Here is a 26643-nt window from a genome sequence, read left to right on the forward strand (position 1 = left end):
AAGTCAGGCCGCACGGTGGGCACCGAAGCTCACGCTTTGCGGACAGGCGTGTCGAGAACAGAGGCGATCGCTCTGGTGTTGGCGGCGATGAACTCAGCCAACTTCGGCGGCATCAAGTTCAGTTCGCTGACATGGGCAGGGCTGAACGGCACCCGGACGACCTCGTACTCGCCCCTTCCCGGCTGGCTGAACTCGGTGCCGGTCCGTGCGGCTAGGTCCATCGACGCCAGGCGGGCGGCGAAGATGTGTTGGATGCCGATGCCAGCGTCCAGTTCGTCGGTGATCAGGTAGACGAGTTCCGCGCGGTCCACTGTGCCGCCGAGCTCCTCGAACACCTCGCGATGCAGGGCTGCTTCGATGGACTCGTCGTCGGCTTCCACGCCGCCGCCGACCGTCACCCAGTACGGTTCCCGGCCCGGCTTGGTGCGCTTGATCAGGACTAGCTCGTCACCATCGAGGAGAACGGCGCGGGCACTGCGCTTGACGACGTCGGTCATGGATCGGGTTCCTTCTGGTCGCGGTACAGCAAGAAGCCGAGGCGGAGTACCGCCTTTGGGTGACTGGATGTCCAGCCTGGCGGAGCCAGCACCAAGCAGAACCCTGGCCATGGTGTGGCGTAGGCGCGCTGTACTACTGCCCAGCGGCTGCGGCCTCCGCAAGTGCTTGATAAATCGCGCCAGTTCGTTCACACGCCGGGCTTGCGGTTGCCCAAGCCGGGGTTGCGAGGCCACTGTATTGAGGCACTGCTGGAGGGTTACGGGGACGACGGGAATAGGGTGAAGCGGACGTTTCCCTTGAGTGCAACTTCACGTCGCGGTTTCACTTGTGGTTGCGCGCTCTACTTGGGTGGCTCGATTCCGCGATGCGGGTGGTAGGGGCCTGTCCACTCGTAGAGGTCACCGGCGATTTCGACCGCGTGACCGGCGCTGATCGCTGTCTCCAGTTCTTTGTGAGGGATCGATGCCATGTGGTCCTGGAGAGCGCGGTAGGTCTCCGGGGTCGGCACTCCGTCGCGGAGTTGCCCGATGGCGTCCCGGGCGGCCTGCTGCTCCTTGTGGGAGAGCTGGGAGCGGATGACGACGACGGCCACGGAGTGCTCGTTGTCGATCATGCGCATTCTGCGGGCAACTTCCGGATAGTCCAGCTTCTCTCGCAGTGCCTCGATGACTTCTCCGGTGGCTCCGTCGGGATCTGTGGAGGAGCGTCCGGCCTGGAGCTGGTAGCGGTGCTGGTAGTAGGAGCGCAGGGCGTCCAGGTCGTCGGGGGCTGCCAGGTCCTTGCCGAATCGGCGGGATGCTGCGGCGATGCCGGACCGGTTGTAGATCACTTGTGGCTGGAGTCCGTCGGTCGGTTCGAAGACGGTCAGGACGCTCTCTTCGGTTTGGCGGTGGCCTTCGCGGTTGATGCGTCCGGCGGCCTGCTGTTCGGACTCCGGCAGTGACCTGGCGCGGAATCCGTGCGGGAAGTCGAGGTCGACACCGGCCTCGATCAACGACGTCGACACCAGCAGCGTGCCCAGGCCGGCCTCCAGTCGTTGCTTGGCGGCCTGGATGGTCTCTCGGCGGTGACCGCCGGTCATGCGGGTCGACAGGTGCAGTACGCCGGGACTCTCTCCGCGGCCGACGAGCCACGTTTTGTGCACGTGGCTGGCGTCCTTGGTGCCATTGACCACGACCAGGGCGTCGGTGTGCTCTGCAGCCTCGGTGGCGATGCTCCCAAGCGTCACGGCTGGGCCGGTGCGCCACTCGTACCGGACCCGGCGCAGTCGCTCGAACAGGGGCGCGGGGTTCGCGACGATCTCGCGCTGCGGCAGTCCGGTCTGCCAGGGGTTCAGCGCAGATAGTTCCGGCTGGGTCGCCGAAGACAGCACCAGGGTCACGCCGTAGTGCTCCACGAGCTCGCGCAGCCCGGACAGGATGGGTGTCAGCAGGCTGTCGGGGAGAGCCTGGACCTCGTCCAGTACGAGGACGGAGTTCGCGATCCGGTGCAGTCGGCGGGTGGCCGAGGGGCTGTCGCCGAAGAGGCTCTCAATCAAGCGGACGGTGGTGGTCACGATGAACGGGGCGTCCCAGTTCTCCGCGGCCAGTTTCGCCCATGGGTTGGGGCGGTGGGACGTCTCGAAGTTCACGGCGGAGTGGTGTTCCAGGACCGTCCGCGGCCCGTGCTCGGGATCCAGCAGGCTGCGGTAGACCGCCGCGTTCTGTTCCGTGATCGAAATGAACGGGACCGCGACGATGACGCGCCGCAGCCCGTGCAGGGCTGCATGACGGAGCGCGAAGCCTCCCCCGGTGAACGTCTTTCCCGCACCGGTCGGCAGGTGCAGCCGGTAGACCCCGGGCTTGCCGGCGGCTGCCTCGACGGCCTCCCCGTAGATGTCCTCGCGGAGCCGGTCCAGCCATGAGGGAGGGGTGCGGCGTCGGCGCTCGGCAATCATCTCCTGGCGGCGGTTCTCGTACCGCTCCCACAACCCCGCCAGGCTCACGGCCCTTTGGGGGTGCGTGCCGGGTCTGAAGTGGGCGGCGGTGTCGAGCCGGTCCGCGTCGACCACGGCCGAGTACGTCATGCGGACCAGCATCTCCACACTGGTCCGGTCGTGCGGGTCAAGCCAGTTGGGGGCAGCCGGACAGGTTCCGTCCAGGATCTCCGGCATGACCCTGGCGACGCGGCTGATCGCCTCGTCCACCTTTGCGGAGTTCCGCATGAGGGCCTTGAGCCGGACCTTGAGTTCCGACCAGGCGGGCAGGCCGGTGTGATGTCCCTCGATCACTCCGGCGAACGGTGTCAGCACCGGATGGCGCCGGGCCGCCTGGGCGAACAGGAACGCCCCGGCGTCATGGTGTGGAGGGCGGCGGACCTTGCGGCCGGTCGTGGCCTCCTCGATCAGCCCGTCCTGCCAGGCGCACGCGCCCTTACCGGTGTCGTGGTCACGCCCCAGTCGGCGGGCGAGGTCTCCGCCTCCCCAGACTTCGGCGAAACCGCGTGCCAGCTCGCCGGTGCCGTGGGCGTGGTCTTCGTACCAGTGCCAGACGCCCCGACGGCCGGGTGAGTGGGCCACGAGCCGTCCTTCCGGAACCGGCACTGGGCCACCTAACGGGTCAACTACCTTGTTTTCAGGCATATTTGACTTTCTATCAGTTATACGCTGAGATCCCAGCACGCCATCACATTCACCGCTATCTGCCGCGCGTTCGTTGTGGCTCGCGATGGCGCCACGACGCTAGCGGCCAGCACTGACAACGGGCCGAGTCGGCCGGTGCATAAGGGAGGAAGATGCATGATGACGGGGCATAAACGGCAGCGCAGGGAGAGGGCTGACCGGCCCCTTCACGTGCAGGTGGAGGCGTGGGGCCCGCTGGCCTGCTTCACCCGCCCGGAACTCAAGGTCGAACGGGTTTCCTACCCGACCATGACCCCCTCGGCGGCACGCGGGCTGCTGGAGGCGATCCTGTGGAAGCCGGAAATCGCCTACCGCATCGAGCGGATCGAACAGCTCAAGCCGGTGCAGTGGACGACCTTCCGGCGTAACGAGGTCAACAACTCGGTCATCACCAAGAAGACTTACGAGGATCTGCGCGCCAACTCCGGCTACCGCTACGACGTCGCCGAGGACCGCGGGCAGCGCGTTACCGTCGCCTTGCGTGACGTCGCCTACCGCATCCACGCCACGATCAACGCCACCGACCGCTGCGCCGCGCCGCTGCCGAAGTACCGCGACCAGTTCGACCGCCGTCTCCAGCGGGGTGCCTGCTTTGAGCAACCCCACTTCGGCTGCCGCGAGTTCGCTGCTTTCTTCGGCCCCCGCGGATCAGCCGAGGAAGCCGGCGCCGTCATCCCCGCCGACCGGGCAGGCATCCCCCCGATCGACGAGATCGGACTGATGCTCCACCACATCGAGTACCTACCCAAGGGTAAGGAGCGCTACCACTGGTTCCGCGCCCGCCTCGAACGCGGTGTCCTGCACGTGCCCGACCGCCCGCTCGATCCCGCCCAGGCGGGCGGGATGCCCGGTGCCGAGGGCCGCGTTTCTGCCGAGGGGGCGGCCTGACGTGCTGCTGCATAGCCTCGTCCAGCACGCCGACGGCCGCGAGGACGCGGTCCCCGACTACTACCAGCGCCGGCCGGTCATGTGGCAGATCGACCTGTCCAGCAGCGGCGACAGCGAGCCGCTGATCATCGATCTGCGCCCCGACAAAGGGAAAGATCCACGGCAGGTCACCGCCCCCTACACCGGCCGCTCCGGTACCACCCCGCCGCCGTTCCTGCTCACCGACAGCGCACTGTACGTCCTAGCCCATCCCGGGCTGGTCAAGCAGCCCGACGGAGAGAAGGCTCCGTCGACCAGCCCGAAGGACATCACCAAGGCCCGGCAGCGGCACGCCGCCTACCGCGCCATGGTGACCTCCTGGTGCGACGAACACCCCGACCTTCCCCAGGCCCGCACACTGGCCGCGTGGCTGGACAGCTACACGCCGGGCCGCTGGCCGGAGGCGATGGACCAGGCGCACCTCGTGGCCATCAGCGTGGACGGCGCATGGATCCACGACCTGCCGCAAGCACAAGACTGGTGGGCCCAGAAGGTCAAGATCTCCAAGAGCGGGAAGCCGGGCAAGAGCCAGGAAGGCATCTGCCTCGTCTGCGGCGAGACGGGATCCTTGCTGTCGACGCTCCCGGTGCCCGTCAAGGGCCTGCCCAACTCCGGGATGAACACGCAGCTGATCTGCCTCAACCAGCCCGCCCACTACCGGGCCGGCGTCAAGCAGCTCGGCGCCACCCCCGTCTGCGTGACGTGCGGAACCAAGGCCACCACCGCCCTGAACACCCTGTTGGCCGACCCCGAACACCGCACGTTCGCCGGCGACTCGGCCATCGTGTGGTGGACCCGCAACCCCGCCACCGAAACCGACATGTGGACCCTCGACAACCCCGACCCCACGGAGGTCGCCCAACTCATCGACGGGCTCAGCCACCCGCACAAGGGACGCGATGCGCGGGCCGCCCTCGACGAGGACGCCTTCCACGCCGTCACCCTGCGGGTGAACACCAACCGGGTCATCGTCGCCGACTGGATCAACATCCCCGTCCCCGACCTCAAACAGCGGCTCGGAAGCTGGTTCGCCGACCAACAGACCTGGGACGGCTGGACCGACACCCACCTCTACTGGTCGGTATGGCGCCTCGCCCTGGCTGCCGCCCGCTGGGACAAGCGGAAAAACAAGTACATCGACACCACCGTCCCCGCACATCTACAAGCCGACCTGGCCAAAGCCGCACTCCACGGCACCCCACCGCCGGCCCACCTCCTGCCGGTCCTCATGCAGCGCATCCGCGCCGACCACCACATCGACCGACCTCGCATCGCGCTACTGCGCCTCGCCATGACCCGAACAACCACCCGCCACAAGGAGCTGTGCATGCCCCAGCTGAACACCACATCGACCGAGCCCGGATACGTCTGCGGCCGGATCATGGCCATGCTCGAAGCAATCCAGCGCAAGGCCATGCCCAAGGTCAACACCACCATCACCGACAAGTACCTCACCACCGCGGTCGTCTCGCCCCGAGCCGCCCTCACCCGGCTCCGCATCGGCGCACGCCCCCACCTGCGCACCATCGCCCGCACGAGCGAACCCGCCGCCAAGGCCATGGAAAACCGCATGCGGGACGCCTTCGACCTGCTCGACACTCTCCCCGCCCACCTCAACGCCGAGCAGCAGGCCCTGTTCATCCTCGGCTACGAACACCAGCGCGCCCACTCCGCACGGGCCGCCGCCGAAGCCATCAAGGCCCGGGAACTCGGCAAGGAACTCTCCGGCGAGCAGGCAGCCGACGCCCTCCCCGAAGCCACCGAGGAATCCAGCAGCACGGACAGCACCCTCGGCTAAGCCCCAACAGCCCACAACCACATCCATCCAACCCGGAAAGGACACCAGTACAGCTATGACCGCCGCACACCTGGACCCCACCCGCAAGCACGACTACGTCTTCCTCATCGACGTCAAGGACGGCAACCCCAACGGCGACCCCGACGCCGGCGGCATGCCCCGCATCGACCCCATCACCAGCCAAGGCTTCATCACCGACGTCGCCCTCAAGCGAAAGATCCGCAACGCCATCACCCTCGCCCACCAGGGCCAGCCCGGCTTCGAGATGTACGTCGAGGAGGGCGTCGCCCTCAACCCGCAGATCCAGCGCGCCTACCACGAAGGCGGCGCCAAGGAAGGCGAAACCGCCACCGCCCAGCAGTGGATGATCCGCAACTTCTACGACGTTCGGCTTTTCGGCGCCGTCATGTCCGTCGGCGACCAGAAGAAGCACGCCGGCAAGGCCCGCGGCCCCATGCAGCTCACCTTCTCCCGCTCCATCGACCCCGTCACCCCGCTCGAGGCTGGCATCACCCGCGTCGCCCCCAACAAGCCCGAAGACATCGCCAACGGCAAGGTCACCGAGATGGGCAACAAGCACTACGTGCCCTACGGCCTCTATCGCGGCCACGGCTTCTACTCCGGAGCCCTCGGCGCAAAGGCCGGCGTCACCTCTGAAGACCTGGCCGCCTACTGGCAGGCCATCACCATGATGTTCGACCACGACCGCGCCGCTTCCCGCGGCGAGATGGCCCTCCGCGGCCTGTACGTCTTCTCCCACGACGACGCGTACGGGCGAGTCCCCGCCCACAAGCTGTTCGACCGGATCCGCGTCAAGCCGCTGGGCCACAGCGAGGCACGATCCTGGGACGAATACGCCGACCGGATCACCATCGACCAGGACGGAATGCCCGAGGGCGTAACCCTCACCAGCCTCACCGACTGATGCTGATCCAGAATCACAACATCGGCTGACGCACCCCACCGCCGCGAATAGCAGCTAAGCGCAACTCCTGAGAGTTTCGACGGAATTTGGGTAGCCGCGTTGTAGTGGTCGCTCCGCCGGGCGACCGAGAATCGCAACCACTCCGGCCGGTTGTGCGGCGAGGGAGGGACTGTAAGACGTTCGGTGTAACTCCCGATCATGGAAGATGCATCGATGACCAGTGAGAACGTGAGCGATCCCAAGTCTGTCGAGTCGGCAGAGGTGGTGTCGGCGAAGGCCGTGGACGACCAGTTGATCGACGAACTGGTGCACCGGGCCCAGGCCGAGGGTCTGCAGCTGACCGGCGAGGGCGGGCTACTCCAGCAGCTGACCAAGCGGCTGCTGGAGTCCGCCCTGGAGGGCGAGATCACCGACCACCTCGGCTATGACAAGCATGATGCGGCCGGCAAGAACGGCGGCAACTCCCGCAACGGCAAACGCTCCAAGACCGTGCTGACCGACGTGGGCCCGGTGGAGATAACCGTGCCCCGCGACCGCGAGGGCTCCTTCGAACCGAAGATCGTCAAGAAGCGACAGAAGCGCCTGACCGGCGTCGACGAGATGGTCATCTCGCTGGCCGCGAAGGGCCTGACCACCGGCGAGGTCCAGGCCCACCTCGCGGAGGTCTATGGCGCCGACGTTTCCCGCCAGACCATCTCCACCATCACCGACAAGGTCCTCGAGGGCATGGCCGAATGGCAGAGCCGCCCCCTCGACCCGGTCTATCCGGTCGTCTTCATCGACGCCATCCACGTGAAGATCCGCGACGGCGCGGTCGCCAACCGGCCCGTCTATGTCGCCCTGGCCGTCACTACTGAGGGTCGGCGCGAAATCCTGGGGCTGTGGGCCGGCGACGGCGGCGAGGGCGCCAAGCACTGGCTGCACATCCTCACCGAGATCAAGAACCGCGGCGTCAGCGACGTCCTCATGCTGGTCTGCGACGGGCTCAAGGGCCTGCCCGAGGCGGTCGAGACCGTCTGGCCGCGGACGATCGTGCAGACCTGCGTGGTGCACCTGCTGCGGAACTCCTTCCGCTATGCCGCCCGCCAGGACTGGGACAAAATCGCCAAGCTCCTCAAGCCCGTCTACACCGCTCCCACCGAAGAGGCCGCCTTGGACCGGTTCGCCGAGTTCGCCGACGCCTGGGGCCGCAAGTATCCGGCGATCGTGAAACTGTGGGAGAACGCCTGGGAAGAGTTCACCCCGTTCCTGCGGTTCGACACCGAAATCCGCCGCATCGTCTGCACGACCAACGCGATCGAGTCGGTGAACGCCCGCATCCGCCGAGCCGTCAAGGCCCGCGGACACTTCCCCAACGAGCAAGCCGCCCTGAAATGTGTCTACATGGCGATCATGTCCCTCGACCCCACGGGCAAGGGACAGGCCCGCTGGACCATGCGCTGGAAGACCGCACTGAACGCCTTCGACATCACCTTCGACGGCCGCCTCTCCGCAGCCCGTCAGTAACCTCAACTAACCCAGTTACACCACTCGTTTGACAGTCCCGCGAGGGACCGTATCCGCGTGGCGGTCGTCCTCCGGGCGGTCGAGGATCGCAATCGGATGTTCGAGCCGCACGAAATCGGCCGGGCAATGGTGGCGGTCGCCCTTCAGGACGGCCGGGGATCACGACTGCACGGTTGTGTGGGACATGTGCTGGTGGTTGACCTGCGGCGGTCGCCGTGCGGGGCGGCCGAGGATCGCAACGTCGAACACTCCTACTAGCTGGTCGGCGAGCGCCAGGTGGCGGTCGTCCTGTGGGGTGGCCGAGGATCGCAACTTCGAGGGCGCGCTGCTGGTTCACGCGCACAAGCAGGTGGCGGTTGCCCTCCGGGGTGACGGAGGATCGCAACAACTCGGTGACCGACTAAGTCCAGAAGGACAACGTGTTGCGGTTGCCCTCCCCGGTTGCCGAGGGTCGCAACAGCTCGTCGCTCGGCGCCTCGGCCCGGGTCTCGCGGGCGCGGCGGTCGTCCTCCGGCGAATGCGGATCGTAACGGCTTGAACTGCCCAAGCCCGGTCCCGAGCACGAGCCGTGGCAGTTGTCCTCCGGAGGGCGGCTGCGGATCGCAACACCGACCTCTACAAGGAACGGATCGACCCGCGAAAGGTGGCGGTTGCCCTTGGGGCGACTGAGGATCGCAACCACGGGATGGGCACACCGTGCTGCTTGGCCGTCGGCACATGGCAGTCGCTCTCCTGGGCGACTGCGGTCCCCTACGCGGCGACTGAGGGTCGCAATGTCGAGAACTTCGCCCACGAACCGCCGCGCCCCGGGGAGTGGCGGTAGTTGTCCTTCGAGGTGGCCGAGGATCGCAACGTGTCATCCTCGGGACATGACGAACAACGACACCGCTGGCGGTCGTCCTTCGGGGCGACCGAGGATCGCAATTTCGGTCCCGAAGTCCTGCCCTTGTGGCGCTGGAAGGTGGCGGTCGCTTTCCTGGGCGGCAGAGGATCGCAACGTCGTTGACGACAACACGCCGACTCATACCCGAAGATAGTGACGGTCGCCCTCTGCGGCGCCCGAGGATCGCAACCAGTACGGGATCGCTCCCGTGAGGTCGAGGGCGGGCGGTCGCCTTCCGGGGCGATCGAAGATCGCAACATGGCCGCGATCCCGCGTGGACCGAGCCGACGTGGCGGTCGTCTTCAGGGCCAAGGTCGCAACCTCGGACTCCATCGACCGATCTCATTCCTCGACGGCATGGCGGTCCCCTTGGGGACGACCGAGGATCGAAACCACTTCGGCCAGATGGCGCTGAAGACGGGCACGTTGTGGCGGTCGTCCTCCGGGACTACCGAGGATCGCAACATCTGGGTCGAGAAGCGGAACTTGCCGACCTCGACGGTGGTGGTCGCCCTCGGGGGCGACCGAAGATCGCAACGCCTCCAACCGGTCAACCAGCATCAGCGGCCGGCCAGGTGGTGGTCGCCCTCCGGGGCGACCGGGGATTGCAACACCAGCGTCGAAGGCTTCGGTTGGGCCTGGTGCTCATGTGGCGGTCGCCCTGCGGGGCGACTGAGGATCGCATCGAGGCGCAGCTCGGCGAGCTCGACCTCGACAACCCGGGTGGCGGTCGCCCTGCGGGGTGACCGAGGATCGCAACTGCGACTCCGCGGGCGCAATCCCGGTCACAGCGCGGGTGGCGGTCGTCTTCCGAGGCGACCGAGGATCGGAACACCTTCACGTTCACCGACAACGCGACATCGGCGTACGGTGGCGGTCGTTCTCCGGAGCGACCGAGGGTTGCAATATCGCTTTCAGGTCTTGGTTGGCGGAAGCCAGAGCCGTGGCGGTTGTCCTTCGGGGTGGCCGAGGATCGCGACACCATCACCTGGTCCGGACAGACCACCGCCTCCATCGTGGCGTTCGTCCTCGGGGGGCGACCGAGGATCGCAACTCAATCGCAGCGATGTGAGAGCGTGACATGATCGCAGGTGGCGGTTGCCCTCCGGGGTGACCGAGGTTCGCAACTGGGACCTGTTCACGAGCTTGGCCAGCATCCGGGTCGGTGGCGGTCGCCCTCCCCGACGACTGAGGATCGCAACTCATTCAGCATCCACGCGGCGACGATCGTGTCCCGTGTGGCGGTCACCTTACGAGGCGACGGATGATCGCAACATGGGACGTGACTGCCGTGGGACTGACTTACGGTGGTGGCGATCGCCCTCCAGGGTGACCGAGGATCGCAACCTCGGCGCGGCCGGCCGGTATGCCTCCGGCGGTCGTGTGGTGGCGGTCGTCCTCGGGGACGACCGAGGATCGCAACGCCTCCTTCACTTCCGCCGGGGTCTGGTCGCTCGCGGTGGCGGTCGTCCTCTGGGGCAACTTCGGATAGCAGCCGAGGGGTGCCGGGGACAGGCTTGTCCTCCATTGGGGTGGCGGTCGTCCTTCCGGGCGATCGAGGATCGCAACTATGTCGTCAAACGACCGGCGGCGGACGCGGCCTTGTGGCGGTCGCCTTCCGGGGCGGCCGAGCACCTTGAAAACTGGATAGCGAATCTGAGTGGCAGTCGGGTGGCGGTTGCCCTCTGGGGCGACCGAGGATCGCAACTCCGCGTACCAGGGGCGCAGGCTGATCTGCGCGACCGATGGCGGTCGCCCTCCGGGGCGGCCGAGGATCGCAACCACCTCCACCAGGTGGTCCGCTCGGCGATCCGCAGTGGCGGTCGCTCTCTGGGGCGGCCGAGGATCGTAACTGCTCGTTCTGTCGAGACAGAGTCTTCCAGCTATGGCGTGGCGGTCGCCCTCCCGGGCGACCGCGGATCGCAACATGTAGTACTCGCCCTGCTCACCAGCCAGCGCTGGGTGACGATCGCCCTACGGGGCGATCGAGCATCGCAACTTGTACGTCGTGAAGGCGCTGCCCGCGTACCGATGGTGGCGGTCGCTCTTCGGGGCGGCAGAGGATCGCAACGACTACCCGCACTGGCTGGGCAAAGCCGTCCACGAGTGGCGGTCGTCCTTCGCGGCGGCAGAGGATCGCAACTGCAGGCCGAGGCTGGCGATGCGGGCCTGCTCGTAGCGGCGGTTGTCCTCCGGGATGACCGAGGATCGCAACTCCCAGATCATGTCGCGCTGGAACTCCAGCATGGCGTGCCGGTCGCTCTCTGGCGCGACTAAGGATCGCAACGCCATGGACTCGCGCGGCGCCAACGCCCGCACCGACGTGGCGGTTGCCCTCCGGGGAGACCGAGGATCGCAACACGATGCCCGCGAACGACGCCGTGGCCGGCGCCATCGTGGCGGTCGCTCTCTGGGGCGGCCGAGGATCGCAATTCCAGGCTCTGCTCCACCTGTCCGTGCAGGTTGCGGGTGGCGGTCGCCCTCTGGGCGTCCGAGGATCGCAACAGCGGCACCTCGTGGTCTTCGATGACCATGAGGTCCGGTGGCGGTCGTCCCTGGGGATGACAGAGGATCGCAACTCACCGCGGCTGGTGGCCGGTTGGGCGCCTGTTAGCGTGGTGGTCGTCCTTCGGGGGGACCGAGAATCGCAACAGCGTCGCCGCGAACGCCGTCTACAAGGTTCACGGCGTGGCGGTCCTCCTTCAGAGCGACCGAGGATCGCAGCCCCTCCATCAGCCGGTACGTGGCGTCCCGCATATGGTGGCGGTCGCTCTTCGGGGCGACGGTGGATCGCAACGAGGTTTGGACGAACGATCAGCGGGCTGCCATCGCGGGTGGCGTTCGTCCGCCGCGGCGACCAAGGATTGCAACTTCAGGTACAGGGTGGCGGTGGTCTTGTAGACGTCGAGTGGCGGTCGTCCTCTGGGGTGGCCGAGGGTCGCAACCCCGCGGACGCCGGGCGGTACTACGCCGTCACCCCAGCGGCAGTCGCCCCCCGGGGTGACCGAGGATCGCAACATCGGTGACGTGCCGGTCCACTGGGCCGGGCCCCTGTGGCAGTCGCTCTCTTGGGCGACCGAGGATTGCAACTACAAGAACGTCTCCCACGTCGACCTGCACGCCAACGAATTGCGGTCGACCTTATGGGCGGCCGAGGATCGCAACAGCACGGTCATTCCGCGTACCGAGCGCTTCGCTGACGTGGCGGTCGCCCCCCCGGGTGACCCAGGATCGCAACCCCGGCCTGATGGGCGAGGAGCGGAAGGCGGGCGAGCGGCGCTCGTCCTCCGGTGCGACCGAGGATCGCAACACCCCGGTCTGGGAACGCAAGGACGTTAAGGTCCTCGTGGCGGTCGCCTTCCGGGGTGACCGGGGATCGCAACGGCTTGTACCTGATCGGCGACTGGCAGGTCATGCGGGGTGGTGGCCTGGGGACGGCCCAGGATCGCAACCCCGGCCTGATGGGCGAGGAGCGGAAGGCGGGCGAGCGGCGGTCGTCCTCCGGGGCCACCAAGAATCGCAATGCGGAGATGGACGCGTACAAGCCCGAGGCCAAGCTGGTGGCGGCCTCTCACCGCGGCGGGGGAGGATCGCAACGTCTCACCAGGCCGGCAGCACCGCCGGCACCCGTAGTGGCGGTCGTCCTGCGGGGCGTCCGAGGATCGCAACGTGATGGTCAGGCCGATGACGTGGCGGGTGCAGGCGAGTGGCGGTCCGGGACGACTGAGGATCGCAGCCTTTTCCGCCTCGGGGAAGGCGACCGGCAGCGGCAAAGGTGGCGGTCGCCCTCCGAGGCTACCGAGGATTGCAACGGCGAGATCGGCGAGAGCATGGATCGCAGCATGTACGGTGGCGGTCGGCCTTCGGAGTGGCCGAGGATCGCAACAGCGGGATGACGTCCGCGATGTCCGCGAGGCCCTAGGTGGCGGTCGCCCCTCGGGGCAATCGAGGATCGCAACGCCTCGTGCATGATCAAGTCAGGCAGTGACTAACAGTGGCGGTCTCCCTCCGGAGCGACCGAGGATTGCAACGACGGATCGAGCGGGCTGCTCTGCACCAACGTTGGGGTGGCGGCCACCTTCAGGGGGTGACCGAGGACCGCAACTTCGTCCGCAGCCCGATGCGGCATGGAGTGAGCTCATTTGGCGGTCGCTCGCAGGGGCGACCGAGGATCGCAACAACGACCGGCCGTACATCCGCGCCGAGATCGAGACGTGGCGGTCGCCCAGCGAGGCGACCGAGGTTCGCAGCGTCAACTACATCTGGCCGGCGAACGGCGACCCGAAGGTGTCGGTTGCCCTCCGGGGCGACCGGGGATCGCAACGTCAACGCCGACGGCGGCATGAACTGGGGACACGGCGGTGGTGGTCGCCCTCCGGGGCGACCGAGGATCGCAACTGGGACTTTTGGGGACCGCCTACGCGCGCCCCCGCGGTGGCGGTCGCCCTTCGGGGCGACCGAGGATTGCAACAACCGTGAGGGCACCACCAACATCTGCTACCTGCCGGTGGCGGTCGTCCTCAGGGGCGGCTGAGGATCGCAATCACACGTCCTAGCACTCCGGTTCATGCACCAGCGGGGGGGCGGCTGTTCTCCGGGGCGGCCGTGGATCGCAACATCCGGTACAGCAGCTCGGTCGTGCCGAGCTGGGTGGTGGCGGTCGCCCTCCGGGCGAACCGAGGACCGCAACTGCTCCACGAAGTCGTCGTAGTGGTCGGCGATGTCATAGCGGTCGTCATGGGGGACGACCGAGGATCGCACTTCCGAGGACTTCGGGGTCGGGCTCGCGCCGCTCAACGTGTGGCGGTCGCCTTCCGGGGCGACCGAGAATCGCAACGCCGATTTCCCGGTGGTGTTCATTCCGGCGAAGCGAGGTTGCGGTCGCCCTCCGGAGTGACCGAGGTTCGCAACTGGATGGGGCAGCCGATCCTTGTGGGCCGCCATTCGGAGTGGCGGTCGTCCTCCGGGGCGTCCAAGGATCGCAACGAAACGGACGTCAGATCGGAAAGAGCCTGGGAACCCAAGTGTCGGTCGCCCTCCGGGCGACCGAGAATCGCAACAGGTTGAGCTTGCCGCCGGTCATGTCCAGACCCAGGTGGCGGTCGCCCCGCGGGGCGACCGAGGATCGCATCGGGTGCCTCCGAGGCGCGGGAGGACGGCATGAGGGTGGCGGTCGCTCTCTAGAGCGACCGAGGATCGCAACCACATCACCGGCGCCTGGGGCGACTGGCCGGGCTCCGGTGGCGGTCGCTTTTCAGGGCGACCGAGGATCGCAACGACCTTAATACTGCCGTGCCCGCACGAGGACGAGTGCCTGTGGCGGTTGTCCGCCGGGGCGACCGAGAATCGCAATAGCATCGCGACGACCCGGCCCATCCAGGCCCGGCCCGTGGCGGTTGCCCTCCGGGGTGACCGAGGATCGCAACCCCGTTACACCGAAGGTCTTGGCGGAGGGGCTGATGTGCCGGTCGCCCTCGGGCGCGACCGAGGATCGCAACACCGCCGACGGGCTCGGCATGACCGGCACGCCCAAGGTGGCGGTCGCCCTTCGGGGTGACCGAGGATCGCAACACCGCCATGGGTATGGCCATGATCGACATGGTGGAAGTGGCGGTCGCCCGGCGGGGCGGTCGAGGATCGCAACTGCTCATCGAGCGAGACACGCCCGTAGCTCACGCAGCGGCGGTCGTCCTCCGGAGCGACCGAGGATCGCAACACCGAAGAGGGCTGGATGGTGTGCAAGCCCTGCCCAGTGGCGGTCGCCCCAGAGGGCGACCGAGGATCGCAATGGGTTCGCGCGCGGCGTGCCGGACGCGCTCGTGGTCGTGGCGGTCGCTCTCCGGGGCGATCGAGGATCGCAACAACGCGTAGGACCAGGAGGTGGAGGAGGACGACGAGTGCGGCGGTTGCTCTCCGGGGCGACCGAGGTTCGCAACGTTGAGAACTTGGCGCGCGAACCAGTGCGCCCTGGGGTGGCGGTCGCCCTCGGAGTGACCGAGGATCGCAACGAGTGGTGTTGGGCGGGATGTCATCTCCTCCTCACAAGGAGGCGGTCGTTCTCCGGCGGTGGTGGCGTCGTGGGGCGGTTGCCCTCTGTCGACAGCCCTCCGGGGTGACCGAGGATCGCAACGTCAAGCACTTCATCCGGCCGGAGCAGGTAGCCGAGGCGTGGCGGTCGTCCTCCGGGGCGATTGAGGATCGCAACGGCACGGCGTAGGTGATACCCCAGGTGCCGAGGACGGGTGGCGGTCGTCCTTCGGGGTGATCGAGGATCGCAACATGTACCGCAGGGCAACGATCGGCAGACCCAGGCAGAGCGGCAGTCGCCCCCTTCGGGATGACCGAGGATCGCAACACCGAGGACGGCGAGTACATCCGCACCGAGTACCGGGTGGCGGTCGCCCTGCAAGGCGTCTGAGGGTCGCAACGGCTCCAACCGGTCCACCAGCATCAGCAGCCGGCTAGAGTGGCGGTCGTCCTCCGGGACGACCGAGGATCGCAACCTCCGTGGATGGCGGGCGGTACTGGTCGCGGGGTGGCAGTCGCCCTCCGGGGCGACCGGGAATCGCAACGGGATGCTCGGCAGGATCGGCGACCTCATGGGTGACCGGGGGGGGGGGATTCCCGGTGCGGCCGAGGATCGCAACCTCAAGGGCTACGTGTACACCTCCCCGGACGGCCAGGTGGCGGTCGCCCTACGGGGTGGCAGAGGATCGCAACGACACCGGGCTGCGGGACGCCTGGCGCAACCGCGTGGTGGCGGTTGCCCTACGGGGGCGACCGAGGGTCGCAACGAATGGACGATCACCGCCTACCCGGATTCTGCGAACGTGCCGGTCGCCCTTCGGGGTGACCGAGGATCGCAACGACCCGGACAACCCTCGTTACCGGTGCACCCAGACCGTGGCGGTCGCTCTCCGCAGCGACCGAGGATCGCAACGACAATTCTGAAGTCCACACGATCTTCGGCCTGGTCGTGGCGGTCGTCCTCCGGGACGACCGAGGATCGCAACTTCCGTACCGATCCGCCGCACAACTGGAGCCAGCCCGGTGGCGGTCGCCCTCCCGGGGCCGGCCGAGGATCGCAACCTGTACCAGGCCGGACCATACGGTCATGCTGACGGCGAGTGGGGGTCGCCCTCCGGGGTGACCGAGGGTCGCAACTTTGTGTCCCACCCTCTGCAGGAGGGGTGAAGCCTGGGTGGCGGTCACTCTCCGGGCGACCGAGGATCGCAGCAACTTTGACACTGGCCGAGCCCAACACGGCATCACGTGGCGGTCGCCCGCACACGGCGACCGGGGATCGCAACGACTATTGCGTAGGGGCAGGGTGGTTGTGGCCGGTACTTGCGGTTCCCCTCCGGGGTGACCGAGGATTCCAACACGCAGCTGCTCGACGAGGCCGCTGTCGGCGATACGTGGCGGTTACCTTCTGGGGTGACCGAGGATCCCAATGGCGGGTGCGTGGGGGCGATGACCAACCCAGTGTCGTGGCGTTCGCCCTCCGGGGTGACCGAGGATCGCAATTTGAACTCGCGTTCCACGACGTTGCCCATGGCCTTGTGGCGGTCGCCTTCCGGGGCGACTGAGGATCGCAACGTGTAGTACCAGTCGCCTTTGCCGCAGTAGACCCGCGTGGCGGTTACCCTCCGGGGCGACCGAGGATCGCAACGATGTGTGGTGCGCCCCGTACCGGGACACCCACTTCAAGTGGCGGTCGCTCTCTGGGCGACCGACGATCGCAACCGGGTGTGCGGGACCGGCCGCAGCATCATCGCCGTGGGATGGTCGCCCTCCGGGGCGACCGAGGATCGCAACGCGAAGATCGGTCTTGCTCGGGCCGGGGAGAGCGGCGGTCGCCCTCCGGGGCGACGGAGGATCGCAACTGCTCCACGAACTCGTCGTAGTGGTCGGCGATGTCGTAGCGGTCGCCCTCGGGGACGGCCGAGGATCACAACGAAAATCCGGACGTCTCCAAGGGCGATCCCAGGGTGGCCGTCGTCCTCTGGGCCGACCGAGGATCGCAACGAGCCGCACTACCGCGAGCACTAGGACGCCGAGGGCGGTGACGGTCGCCTCCTGGAGTGACCGAGGATCGCAACCGAGGGGTGCCGGGGACTGGCTTTTCTTCTATAGGGTGGCGGTCGTCCTTGCGGGCGACCGAGGATCGCAACATACAGGCGGCTCGGGCCGCGCAGCACCGCGCCGCCTGGCGGTTGCCCTCAGGGCGACCGAGGATCGCAACCACTTCGGGCAGATGGCGGTCAAGGCGGGTACGTACCTGGCGGTCGCCCTCTGGGGCGACCGAGGATCGCAACAAGGCGTCGCGTGACTACGAGGACCAGGCTGTGCAGCTGGCGATCGCCCTCAGGGCTGACCGAGGATCGCAACCGGCGAAGGCCGTGGTAGGAACGGTGATCGGCCGGAGTGGCGGTCGCTCTACGGTTGACCGGGGATCGCAACAAATGGATGGGCGGCGGGACCGCGGCCGTCTCGCTGGGTGGCGGTCGCTCTCCGAAGCGACCGAGGATCGCAACTACAACAACGCCGGAACGAACTGCTACGTGCCGTGGTGGCGGTCGCCCTCCGGGGCAACCGAGGATCGCAACCTGTTCGGCCACGGCCTGTTGGGTTTCGAGCCGGGCGTGGCGGTCGTCCTTCGGGGCGACCGAGGATCACAACGACATGGAGACAAGCGGTTTGGACTGGTGGGCTCAAGGTGGCGGTCTCTCCAGGCGCGGCCGAGGATCAACAAGGCCCCTCCGCTCAGCACCGCGCAGAAGTCCGACGTGGCGGTCGTCTTGCGGGGCGGCCGAGGATCGCAATTACGAACAGGTCCACATTCGCTACAACGGCTCCGAGGTGATGGCCTGCCCCGGGGCGATCGAGGATTGCAACGACTGGACCGAGCCCCCAGGCCCGGCGCATTCGGAGTGGCGGTCGCCCATCGGGGTGACCGAGGATCGCAACACCCACAACCTCGGCCTTGTCCCAGTCGTCGACTGCCAGCGGTCGTCCTTCGGGGCTGCCGAGGATCGCGACACCAGGGTCTACGGGATCTAGGACGCCAAGATCTCGTGGCGGTCGTTCTGCGGACGACCGAGGATCGAAACGCCGAGCGCCAAGAGCTGCCGCCGGCGGTCGGCGGGTGTGGCGGTCGCTCTCTGGGGCGACCGAGGATCGCAACAAGCGTGGGAACTGACGGGCTGGCTTGGACTCCCCCCAATCAGGCTTCGCAGGAGCTGTCGCCCGTTACCTATCCGGCGGGCCATATCGGGCAGCATCAGTTTGATTAGCGGCCATGAGCTGGAGAAGGCCGCGTCAGAGAAACCCCTCCGCGGCCGGATCCAATCGGGTGCCGACTTCAGGCTCGTACTTCACTGAACTGGCGTTAGCGGCCGCGTTCCCTCTGCAAGAGCCAGTGTCGCCGATTGAGGGGATGGAGATTGCTAGTCGCCAGGCGGATTCGGTGCCGAGTTCGTTCCGGTTGGTTGCCTCCTGCGCGAGGCGTTGTCCTTTGGTCAGCAGCGCGTGCACTGCCTGCCGAAGTTCTCCGGGAAGCCATGCCGTCAGGTTGTGGGCCCGGTCGCTGGCGATGATGTCGCCGGTGGTGGGTTCGTGGGCGAGTAGCAGGCGGTACAGCCCCGTTGCCGGTTCGATAGGTGGCAGCCCGTGCTGGAGGCCGTTGATTGAGGCTCTGGCCGGGATAGCGATGCCTTGGGCGTCGAGGTCGCCGTAATAGACGATGCGGTGGATGCCGTCGAGTTCGGCGATATTTTCGACGGATGCCTCGAAGGCCCTTCCGGAGCCGAAGGCGATGTATCCGATGCGGCCGGGGGCGGGCTGGAGCAGGTCGCGCAGGGTGGCGTAGGTGTCGCTGTTTTCCACCACGAGCAGGGTGTCGCCGTCACCGAGCCGGCGGTAGGCCAACGGCGGCGGTTCACGGTAGGCGGCGAGTTGTTCGAGGGTCAACCTCCCGGGGGCGAAGAGCGCACCGGTGATCAGCGTGTCGAGGCGCTTTTCGTGGCGGAAGATGTCGTACGAGCGCTCGCGTAGAGGGAGTGGAGCTCGTCGGTCGGGGCGGTTGTGGGTGTCTCGGAACCAGCGGTTGCAGGCGAGGAGGTCCTCAGTCTGTGATGCGGTCAGCCGGGCACGGTAGGCCCAGTCGAGTTCCGGTCTCCACGAGACATGCCTGCGTGGAGTGGCGGATTTCGCGGGCGTGGCCGTGGGCAGTCGGACCTGCTCGGGAAGGGCTGGGCGGCCGGCATCCCAATTCGTACGGGCGGTGGGGAGGTTGATGATGCCGTGTTCGGCGATTTCGTACAGCAAGGTGGCGAGCGTGCTGCGTGCGTGCTCGCCGCTGGCAGGGCCCGGCAGAGCCTCTCGGAATGCCTCCATGAGGGTGGCCCGGCCGACGGTGACGCGTTCGGCGCGGGCCTGGACCGCGGCGCTGAGTTGTGCTGCCGCTGGGGAGAGCAGCACGCGGACCTGATCGGCGGGTGAGGTCATCGGGCTTCGTCCTGTTTCCTGTAGAGCCGGGCTGAGGTGAGGTAGCCGGCGGGTTCGGGTGCGTCTTGGTCGGGGGCGATGCGGGGCGCGGGGATGAGGGCGTTACGTACCTGGTCTTCAAGTCGGATGAGAGAGAGGCCGCTTCGGGCCTCGGCATCGTTGCGGAGCTGGATGCGCATGGGGAAGCGTGAGGTGACGTCCTCGTCGCTCAGTCCGGTGGTGTAGATCAGCTGGATCCCGAGGGCGGCGGCCATCTCCATCTGGATGTCGACGAGGTATCCGGCATTGGCTCGGCCGATGGGGTTGTCGAGCAGGAGCAGTCCGCCGTTGCGTGTGCGGCTGCGCGGTCCCGGAGAGGTGCGCAGGGCGGCGAGAGCGCAGTACAGGAGGATGGCCCCGGTCAGTTCTTGGCCCCCGGAGAAGACCCGGCTCATTTCTTCCACCGGGACGCGGTCCACGCGTTGGGCGGCGTTGGGCTTCATGACCTCGGCGCTGAATCCGCGGGGGACGGCGGCTTTGAGGCAGCGCATGACGACATCGGTGCCCTTGAGCTTGCGGGTACGCAGATTGCCGGCCAGGTCATCGACGGTTTCGTGCATCTGGGCGGCGAGAGCGGCAAGGTCCGGCCTCTTGTAGCGAATGGTGAGGAACTTCTGCCCGGACCAGGGGGTGTCCCCGTCGGGGAAGGCGGAAAAGCGGCTGGCCTGGTCCAGGCGTTGCAGGAGGTCGGTGACGTGGCCGCCGAGTTGCGAGGCGAGGGCCTCGCGGGCTTTGGCCATGCCTTCCAGGTCGGAGTTCAGGGCTGCGATGCGAGAACTGAGGGCGGCGGTCCAGGTGGCGGCCATGGCGGGGATGTGGCGGCTGTCCAGGGCGGAGATCTGGGTCCGCAGCGGGATGTCGAGTCGTTCGAAGCGGACATCGGCAGGTACTTCTTTGAGCCGGCCGACTCCGCCTTCCAGCTTCCGCTCGGTTTGGAGGGCTTTCTCACGGGAGCTGCTGTACTCGGCTGTCACCCGGCGTGCGGTGCGCTCGGCTGCCTCCGCACTACCGTCGTAAGGGGCCTGGTCTGAAGGAATCACCAAGCCGCGGACAGCGGACTCCAGCAGCGGCAGGACACGATCGAATGCCGCCAACTCCCGACTGGAATCGGTCTGAGCGCGGCGGGCCGCGTTGAACGCCTCGGCGGCAACGCGTTCATCTTCCTGAGCCGTGTTGTGCTCGCCCGTGGCCAGGGCCAGCAGGCTGCGGGCCTCGGCGAGGGTGGCCGGTGTCCACGCGGTGGCGTCCTCCTCGCTCAGCGGGGCAGCCGGGGAGAGGCGTGTGGCACGTTCTTTGAGGCGGCTCGCCTGGTCCCGTAGCCCTTGAAGGGTTTCGTCGCAGGTGCGCACACGGGTTCCGAAGGCGCGCAGAATGGCATCGCGCTGTACCTCGTTGCCGGCCCGCGCATCGTGGCTGTACTGCATGGCCAGGCCCTGTACGTGGCCAGGGACCCTATTCCATTCCTCCTGACTATGGAGCAGGGCCTTCTGCGCCGCGTCGGCCCGCTGCTGCTGGTCCTCGCCGACCTCGACGCCCTTCAGCTCGTCCTGCGCCTGGCGATAGCGATGCTGGAGAACGGGAAGCGGCTCCAGAGCGGCATCGAGCGAGTCCTGGGCCTGTTGTGCTTGAGAGGTGGCGGTGATCGCGTCCCGTGCCCGCGCGTAGCCGTGTGCTTCCTGCTCGGCCGCTTCGATCGCGCGGGCGTGACGCACGATCTCGTCCCCGGCCTGGCCGATCTGGCTGCCCAGGGATTCGAGTTCATCGGTGCGAGCAGCACTTTCGGTGGCAAGCACCGCGATCCGGGTCTGCGCCTGGGCGGCAGCAGACTCCTCCTGCGTCAGATGGGCCAGGCCGTCAGCGGTGCGCTGCGCGTATTGCGCCTCCTCTGTGAGGCGATCACATTCGCCCTCGGCGCCTTCCAGCGCCGCCGCATGCTCGCGGGCTGCTGTGCGGGCACCTTCCACTGCGGCCTCAGCCGCCTCCGCTTCGTGCTGCAGTTCGCCCAGCTGCTCAAGCCGGTTGGGCACGGGCAGGTCACCGCAGGCATCACGCCAGTTCGCGATCTGGCGGACCAGATCCCGTACTGCGGTGAGGCGTTGGCCGAGCGTGTCCAACTCGCCGGTGACGGCAGTGATGCGGGCGTCGACCGCGGCGCGCTCGGCCGCGGCGGCCTCCTCGTCGTGGAGAGCGGGAGAGGGCTCGACCACGAACCGGCCGTCCTCGGACGCCGCGTGAGAGCTCAGCATCCGTTCCCCGGTTCCCACCGTGACGGCGGCGGACGGCAAGGGCCGCAGGTGCTCCACGCGGCTCCTGGCGGCGTCCAAGCCGTCAGGCCCGCCCACGATGATCCCGCCGACCAGGTCCGGATGGGCGCTGATGACCTGCTGGCGCTGTGTGGTCGGGACGTTGTCGCGCATCCACTGCCAGCCGGGCACGGCGTGGATGCCGTGGTCCGACAACCTCCGACACAGGTCCCGGACTTCTTCGGCCGCAGGCAACAGACCCTCGCTCGTGTCGAGGAGGGCGAGCAGCTCCTGGTCGTGCTGCAGGTCCATGCGCTTGCGTGTCAGGGTGGCTTCGAGGCCGCCGGCGCGGCGCTCGGCGAATTGATGCAGGCCGACGGCATGGTCGTGGAGCCAGCGCAAAGCGTCCCCGGTGCGCAGCTCGCCGCTGTCAGTCTCCAGCAGTTCGGCACACAGCGGGTTGTCGCGAACGGCCTCGGCTCGAGTCCGAAGACGGCTGACCTCTTTGTCGGCAGCTGTCGCGGCGGTCCGCGCGGACCAGGCCAGTTTCTCCTTCGCCGCCAGGACGTTGTGGGCCTGGTCGCGCTGGGTGCGGATAGTGTCGCGGCTCTCCTTGGCCTCCCGGAGCAGCTGCTCGCTGTGGCGCGCGTGCCCCTGCATGCGAGCTGCGGCGTCGGCGGCACTCTCCTGCGGGGCGACGAGTTCCTTGTCCCGGGCAGCGCTCAGGCGTGTCGCGAAGGCGCGGGTCACCCCCTGCAGGGTGCGGGTTTCCTCCTTCGCGGCCCCCACCTCGGTGAGGAGCTCGTCGCTGCGGGTACGCCACTGTTCGATCCGGCGCTGCGTCTTGGCGGTGGCGTCCTCGTGGGCGCGGATCGCGTCCCGGACGTCTTTCTCGGCGCGGGTGTATCCCGCGCGCAGCGCTGCTGCCGCGACGTCGAGGGCTTGTACGTACGGTGCGGCGTTGCGCTCTGCCTCGGCGAGGGCCTGCTGGGCCCGGTTGTGGTTGTCCAGCGCCTGAGCGTGACGCAGTGCGATCGGCACGGTCTGCCACGCCGCGCTCTGGTCCTCGGCCTCCTGCTTGTCCTTGAGGGCTTCGTCCTGCTGCCGGGTGATCTCGTCCAGTTCGAGGGCATGCGAATGAGCCTGCACGTGCTGCAGGCGAGACTGGGTGAGTTCGCGGGCCCGCTTAACACCTTCGAATGTGCGGTGCGTGCTCTTGACGGTGGAGTTGTCTTCGACTGCCGCGGCAGTCAGCGAGGTATGGCGATTGCGAAGGGCCGCGGCGAGGCGGATCAGGTCCTTTTCAGCGGCGTCGGCCGCACCGGCATGCTCTTCCAGGGCGTGATGAAGGTCGGCGACGTCCTCGCACGCCTGCCGCATCTCGACCGCGAACTGCCGTTCCTTTTCCCATAGGGCGCGCGCGTCGTGCGCGGCGGCATAGCCCTGGAAGGCCGTGCCGAGTTCGGCGTACTGGTCATCGTCGGTGGCTTTGCGGAGCAGCCACTCGACGAAGGCATCGGCGCTGTTCGTGGTGAAGGCCGCGGCGGCGTCGCTCTCCTTGGCGTTCATCCTGCGCTGTACGTCGAAGAGATCGGGCTGCAACCCGAGACCGCGCTGATGCTTCTCCCACTTCTCCTGGCCCTCGACGATGCGCAGCTCCAGGGCTTCAACTCGCTTTTCCCAGTCGCGCAGTTCGGTGCAGTAGTCCTCGAACGGCACCCAGTGCCCGTCGCGGTGGAAGGGGAGCCGGTCGGCGTCCAGAGCTGCGGACGGGTGGAAGCTGTAGAAGCAGCGGTGCAGCTTGCCGTCGTGATCGAGGGCAAGGATCTGTGCGGTGACCAGCAGGCGTCCGGTGCGGGCGTCGGCCCATTCGAGGACAACGTGGGACGGCTGGGCCATGGAGACGACGAAATTGCGCAGTGTCTCCAGGTCGCTATGGCGGTACGGAATGGTGGTGCAGGTGATACCGGTCAGCAGCACGCCCTTGCCGCCGCCGTTTTGCAGCATGACCAGGCTGGCAGGTGCGGGGCGCTGGTTGACGTGGCCGGCGTCGGGGATCAGCGAGGCCGTTTCCACCTCGGCGCCGGCGCCGGAGAAGTCCAAGGGAACGTCCTCGTAGCGGGCATCTCGGGGCCCGAAGTTTCGCAGCAGAATGCGGTTGAGCTCATACATGAATGACGTCCTTGGAGAAAGCGGTCAGCTGAACAGGTCGGTCACCGGCACGGCATCGGCCGGCGGCAGGTCGTCGCCTGCGGATGGCCGGGCGGGGGCGGTCGCGCCGCCGGTGGGCAGGACGGCGACGCCCAGTGCCGCTAGTTCCTGCAGCATGTCGCCTGCGGCCTGGTCGCGGATCTGCAGCCGGTATTTGACGTTGGTGACGTAGGTGCCGGCGTCCTCGTCGCTGACCTTGCGTACGAAGCCGTGCTCGGTCAGATGCGTGAATGCCCTGCGCACCAGGGCCCGCGTCGTAGCCCGTGGCGTCTTATCCGCCTGTGTCTTGCCCGTGGCGTTGCGGCGCAGGTAGGCCCGCCACAGTCCTTCCAGCCCCGGCTGATCGGAGGGCGGATCCACGTCACCATCGGTCTGCGCAAGGCGTCGTTCGATGGCGGCGGCCACGGCCCGGACCTCTTCATCGACCTGCTTGACCGAGACCCGGCCGATGTACTCGTCATCGTCGAGGTCCTCGGGACGGGGGAAGGCCAGAGCTGCGATGGTGAGCTGGGCCAGCAGGTACAGCGGGCGATCGGTGGTCTGCGGGACGAGTTCGGGGACGGACACCGCGAAGTCGGTCTCGGGCGTAGTGCCCAGGACCAGCCCCGGCATGTGATGGACTTCCAACACGGTCAAGTCGAAGCCCTGAGCGACCTTCCGTACGAGCTGGGCAAACTCCGGTTCGGTATCGAAACGCTGCACGAGCCGGGCGTATTCGCCCGAGCGGGCGGGCGCCTTGCCGCGTGCCATGGCAAAGGCGACCATCCTGGCGGCCTCGGCAGCATCCTCGTGACGGTTCATGCGCTCTCCTGATCAAGTGGGCGGGCGCCAGGGCCTTCCAGGCGGCGAGGGGCGGGAACAGCGGGCGGGGGCGGGCTCGTCTGCGGCGCTGCCGCCATAGCGGTCCCGCTGGTGCGGATCAGGAGAAAGTCGCGGCCACCAAAGCGTTCGTCATCCAAGGCGGCGCCGTCGTCCACGGCCACCACGGTGGCGTCCCCATCGGCGAGTTGGCGCACAGGAATCAGCCGGAACAGTTGCTGCACGCGGCTGGCGAGCAGCTCATCGGTACCGGATTTCGGGCCGGTCCCCGTACCGGGATGACGTGTCGCCGCCAGCAGGGTCGAGAGCCGGACGCCCTGATCCGTGACGGCCTCCAGCAACGTGTCCACGGCTCGGTGCTGTTCGTCGCTGAACGCGGATGAGTCCTCTATCTCCGACCAGTCGTGCTCGCTCTGAACCGGAACCAACTCGCCGCCTACCTGTTCGGTGACCTGGGCCAGCGCCTCGAAGAAGTCGGGCAGATACATCACGCGAGGCCGCACCGGACCCAAGACGGCGCGGGTGAACGCCTCCAAGGGGCCCAGACAGGCGTCGAGTGAAAGTTCCAGGGCCGGTTGAAGAAGCTGCTCATGCAGATGTACCCGGGTGTGAATCGCTGGTGCCACGAACACCTGACGGTCTTGCTGTCGCCGAAATTCCGGGCCGACCTTCATCAGCATGTCGATCAGCACGGAATGACGCTGCCAGCACTCATGGATGAGCGCCCCGAGGTCCTCCAGCTGCCTGCGCTTACGCTCGTCGTCGGTGGCTTCGAGGAGCTGGTTGACACGCTCCTTGAGCTGCGTCTCGGCCGCGGACCTGCTGCGAACATGCTCCAACGCCTCATCGACCGTGTCCTTGACCTCCACGTCCCAGTCCACACTCCGCACATTGCGCTTCATCGCCTCGATGCGCCCATGGATGTCCTTGGCGTACCGGATGCTCTGGATGCGTGCGCCGTGCGCAATCTGCCACGCCTCGCTGATGCGGGCCCGTTTCAGGAGCGCCTCCAACTTGGCCTCGGCGGCGATCTGTTCCGAGGCAATATCGACATCGATCGCGTGCACCAGCACCGTGATCGCCGCATCGGTGGCGATGAGAGCGGCCTGCCCCACCTGATCGGGGACTTCCTTGAGGATCTGGAAGGACGCCTCGCGTGTCTCGAAGCCGTCGTCCGTCACGTACCCGATCTCGTGACGAAACGCGCGATCGCGATCCTCGGTATTGATCAGCCGCTCGGTAACCCAGCGCGCGACCGCCCGATACTCTTCGCCCGTCCGCCCCGGCAGTTGCAATGCCGCGAACTCGGCTACGTGCTCCACGACCGCTTCCTGCCGCACGGCCGTCCGCATGTCCGTGCGCAGCGTCACGACATCAATCGCGGCCAAGGCCAACTCGGCCATGCGGTACCGATCCCACCCGCGCTCCTTCTTGACCTTGCTGGTGTCCAAGGCCAGCAGCGGATAGACCACCGCCAGGGCCCGCATCCGCGACGTGATGCTTTCGTAGACCGCGGACGGCTCTTCAAAGATCACCAGGTCTGCCCCCAATTCCTTGTCTGGCAATGTGAGTTCAAGCTAGGACACGGCACTGACATTCACTCTGAATTCGAACTGTTGCGCAATT

At 67.4% G+C, this 26643-nt stretch carries 13 protein-coding genes; 6 read left to right on the top strand and 7 right to left on the bottom strand.

What is annotated here, in order from left to right:
* Window positions 1-29: 29 nt before the first annotated feature.
* Together OG254_RS38680 and OG254_RS38685 are read right to left on the bottom strand one after the other, a co-directional pair.
* Window positions 30-497, bottom strand: coding sequence for an NUDIX domain-containing protein (locus OG254_RS38680; protein ID WP_405591502.1), 468 nt, complete (start codon window positions 495-497; stop codon window positions 30-32).
* A gap of 341 nt (window positions 498-838) precedes the next feature.
* On the bottom strand, window positions 839-3055 hold the full coding sequence (locus OG254_RS38685; protein ID WP_405591505.1) for a CRISPR-associated endonuclease Cas3'': 2217 nt from the start codon (window positions 3053-3055) through the stop codon (window positions 839-841).
* 273 nt (window positions 3056-3328) lie between these two features.
* Between OG254_RS38685 and cas5c the strand changes: the two genes are divergently transcribed.
* From cas5c to OG254_RS38710, 5 genes are all read left to right on the top strand, one after another.
* Window positions 3329-4045 carry a type I-C CRISPR-associated protein Cas5c gene (cas5c, locus tag OG254_RS38690; RefSeq protein ID WP_405591508.1) on the top strand — a complete coding sequence of 239 codons (717 nt, stop codon included), beginning with the start codon at window positions 3329-3331 and terminating at the stop codon, window positions 4043-4045.
* 1 nt (window position 4046) lies between these two features.
* On the top strand, window positions 4047-5882 hold the full coding sequence (cas8c, locus tag OG254_RS38695) for a type I-C CRISPR-associated protein Cas8c/Csd1 (protein WP_405591510.1): 1836 nt from the start codon (window positions 4047-4049) through the stop codon (window positions 5880-5882).
* Between the two features lie 55 nt (window positions 5883-5937).
* On the top strand, window positions 5938-6807 hold the full coding sequence (gene cas7c / locus OG254_RS38700; protein WP_405591513.1) for a type I-C CRISPR-associated protein Cas7/Csd2: 870 nt from the start codon (window positions 5938-5940) through the stop codon (window positions 6805-6807).
* Between the two features lie 213 nt (window positions 6808-7020).
* Window positions 7021-8313 (top strand): IS256 family transposase, encoded by a 1293-nt coding sequence (locus OG254_RS38705; protein WP_405591516.1) that lies wholly within the window; start codon window positions 7021-7023, stop codon window positions 8311-8313.
* Window positions 8314-8370: 57 nt separating this feature from the next.
* The gene (locus tag OG254_RS38710) at window positions 8371-8571 is read left to right on the top strand and encodes a hypothetical protein (protein WP_405591519.1); all 201 of its coding nucleotides are present in this window, start codon (window positions 8371-8373) and stop codon (window positions 8569-8571) included.
* 2698 nt (window positions 8572-11269) lie between these two features.
* On the opposite strand, the gene OG254_RS38715 is transcribed toward OG254_RS38710, so the two are convergent.
* Window positions 11270-11443, bottom strand: coding sequence for a hypothetical protein (locus OG254_RS38715; protein WP_405591522.1), 174 nt, complete (start codon window positions 11441-11443; stop codon window positions 11270-11272).
* A gap of 1118 nt (window positions 11444-12561) precedes the next feature.
* On the opposite strand from OG254_RS38715, the gene OG254_RS38720 reads away from it, so the two are divergent.
* Window positions 12562-13092, top strand: a complete 531-nt coding sequence (locus OG254_RS38720) for a hypothetical protein (RefSeq protein WP_405591525.1) — start codon at window positions 12562-12564, stop codon at window positions 13090-13092.
* Between the two features lie 5425 nt (window positions 13093-18517).
* On the opposite strand, the gene OG254_RS38725 is transcribed toward OG254_RS38720, so the two are convergent.
* The 4 genes from OG254_RS38725 to OG254_RS38740 are packed head-to-tail and all read right to left on the bottom strand — an operon-like array spanning window position 18518 to window position 26582.
* Window positions 18518-19705, bottom strand: a complete 1188-nt coding sequence (locus tag OG254_RS38725) for a Wadjet anti-phage system protein JetD domain-containing protein (RefSeq protein ID WP_405591528.1) — start codon at window positions 19703-19705, stop codon at window positions 18518-18520.
* Window positions 19702-24159 (bottom strand): hypothetical protein, encoded by a 4458-nt coding sequence (locus tag OG254_RS38730; RefSeq protein ID WP_405591531.1) that lies wholly within the window; start codon window positions 24157-24159, stop codon window positions 19702-19704. The genes OG254_RS38725 and OG254_RS38730 overlap by 4 nt, the downstream gene beginning before the upstream one ends.
* Window positions 24160-24183: 24 nt before the next feature.
* The gene (locus OG254_RS38735; protein WP_405591533.1) at window positions 24184-24999 is read right to left on the bottom strand and encodes a hypothetical protein; all 816 of its coding nucleotides are present in this window, start codon (window positions 24997-24999) and stop codon (window positions 24184-24186) included.
* Window positions 24996-26582, bottom strand: a complete 1587-nt coding sequence (locus OG254_RS38740; RefSeq protein WP_405591536.1) for a hypothetical protein — start codon at window positions 26580-26582, stop codon at window positions 24996-24998. The genes OG254_RS38735 and OG254_RS38740 overlap by 4 nt, the downstream gene beginning before the upstream one ends.
* Between the last annotated feature and the right edge of the window lie 61 nt (window positions 26583-26643).

This window comes from Streptomyces sp. NBC_01092, from assembly GCF_045039535.1.
In the GTDB taxonomy this organism is placed as follows: Bacteria; Actinomycetota; Actinomycetes; order Streptomycetales; family Streptomycetaceae; genus Streptomyces.

What these genes read in the sequence shown, in the direction of transcription:
- OG254_RS38735 (WP_405591533.1), bottom strand. Translation starts at nt 24,999, where the DNA reads ATGAACCGTCACGAGGATGCTGCCGAGGCCGCCAGGATGGTCGCCTTT.
- OG254_RS38705 (WP_405591516.1), top strand. Translation starts at nt 7,021, where the DNA reads ATGACCAGTGAGAACGTGAGCGATCCCAAGTCTGTCGAGTCGGCAGAG.
- cas7c (WP_405591513.1), top strand. Translation starts at nt 5,938, where the DNA reads ATGACCGCCGCACACCTGGACCCCACCCGCAAGCACGACTACGTCTTC.
- OG254_RS38680 (WP_405591502.1), bottom strand. Translation starts at nt 497, where the DNA reads ATGACCGACGTCGTCAAGCGCAGTGCCCGCGCCGTTCTCCTCGATGGT.
- OG254_RS38730 (WP_405591531.1), bottom strand. Translation starts at nt 24,159, where the DNA reads ATGTATGAGCTCAACCGCATTCTGCTGCGAAACTTCGGGCCCCGAGAT.
- OG254_RS38725 (WP_405591528.1), bottom strand. Translation starts at nt 19,705, where the DNA reads ATGACCTCACCCGCCGATCAGGTCCGCGTGCTGCTCTCCCCAGCGGCA.
- OG254_RS38715 (WP_405591522.1), bottom strand. Translation starts at nt 11,443, where the DNA reads ATGCTGGAGTTCCAGCGCGACATGATCTGGGAGTTGCGATCCTCGGTC.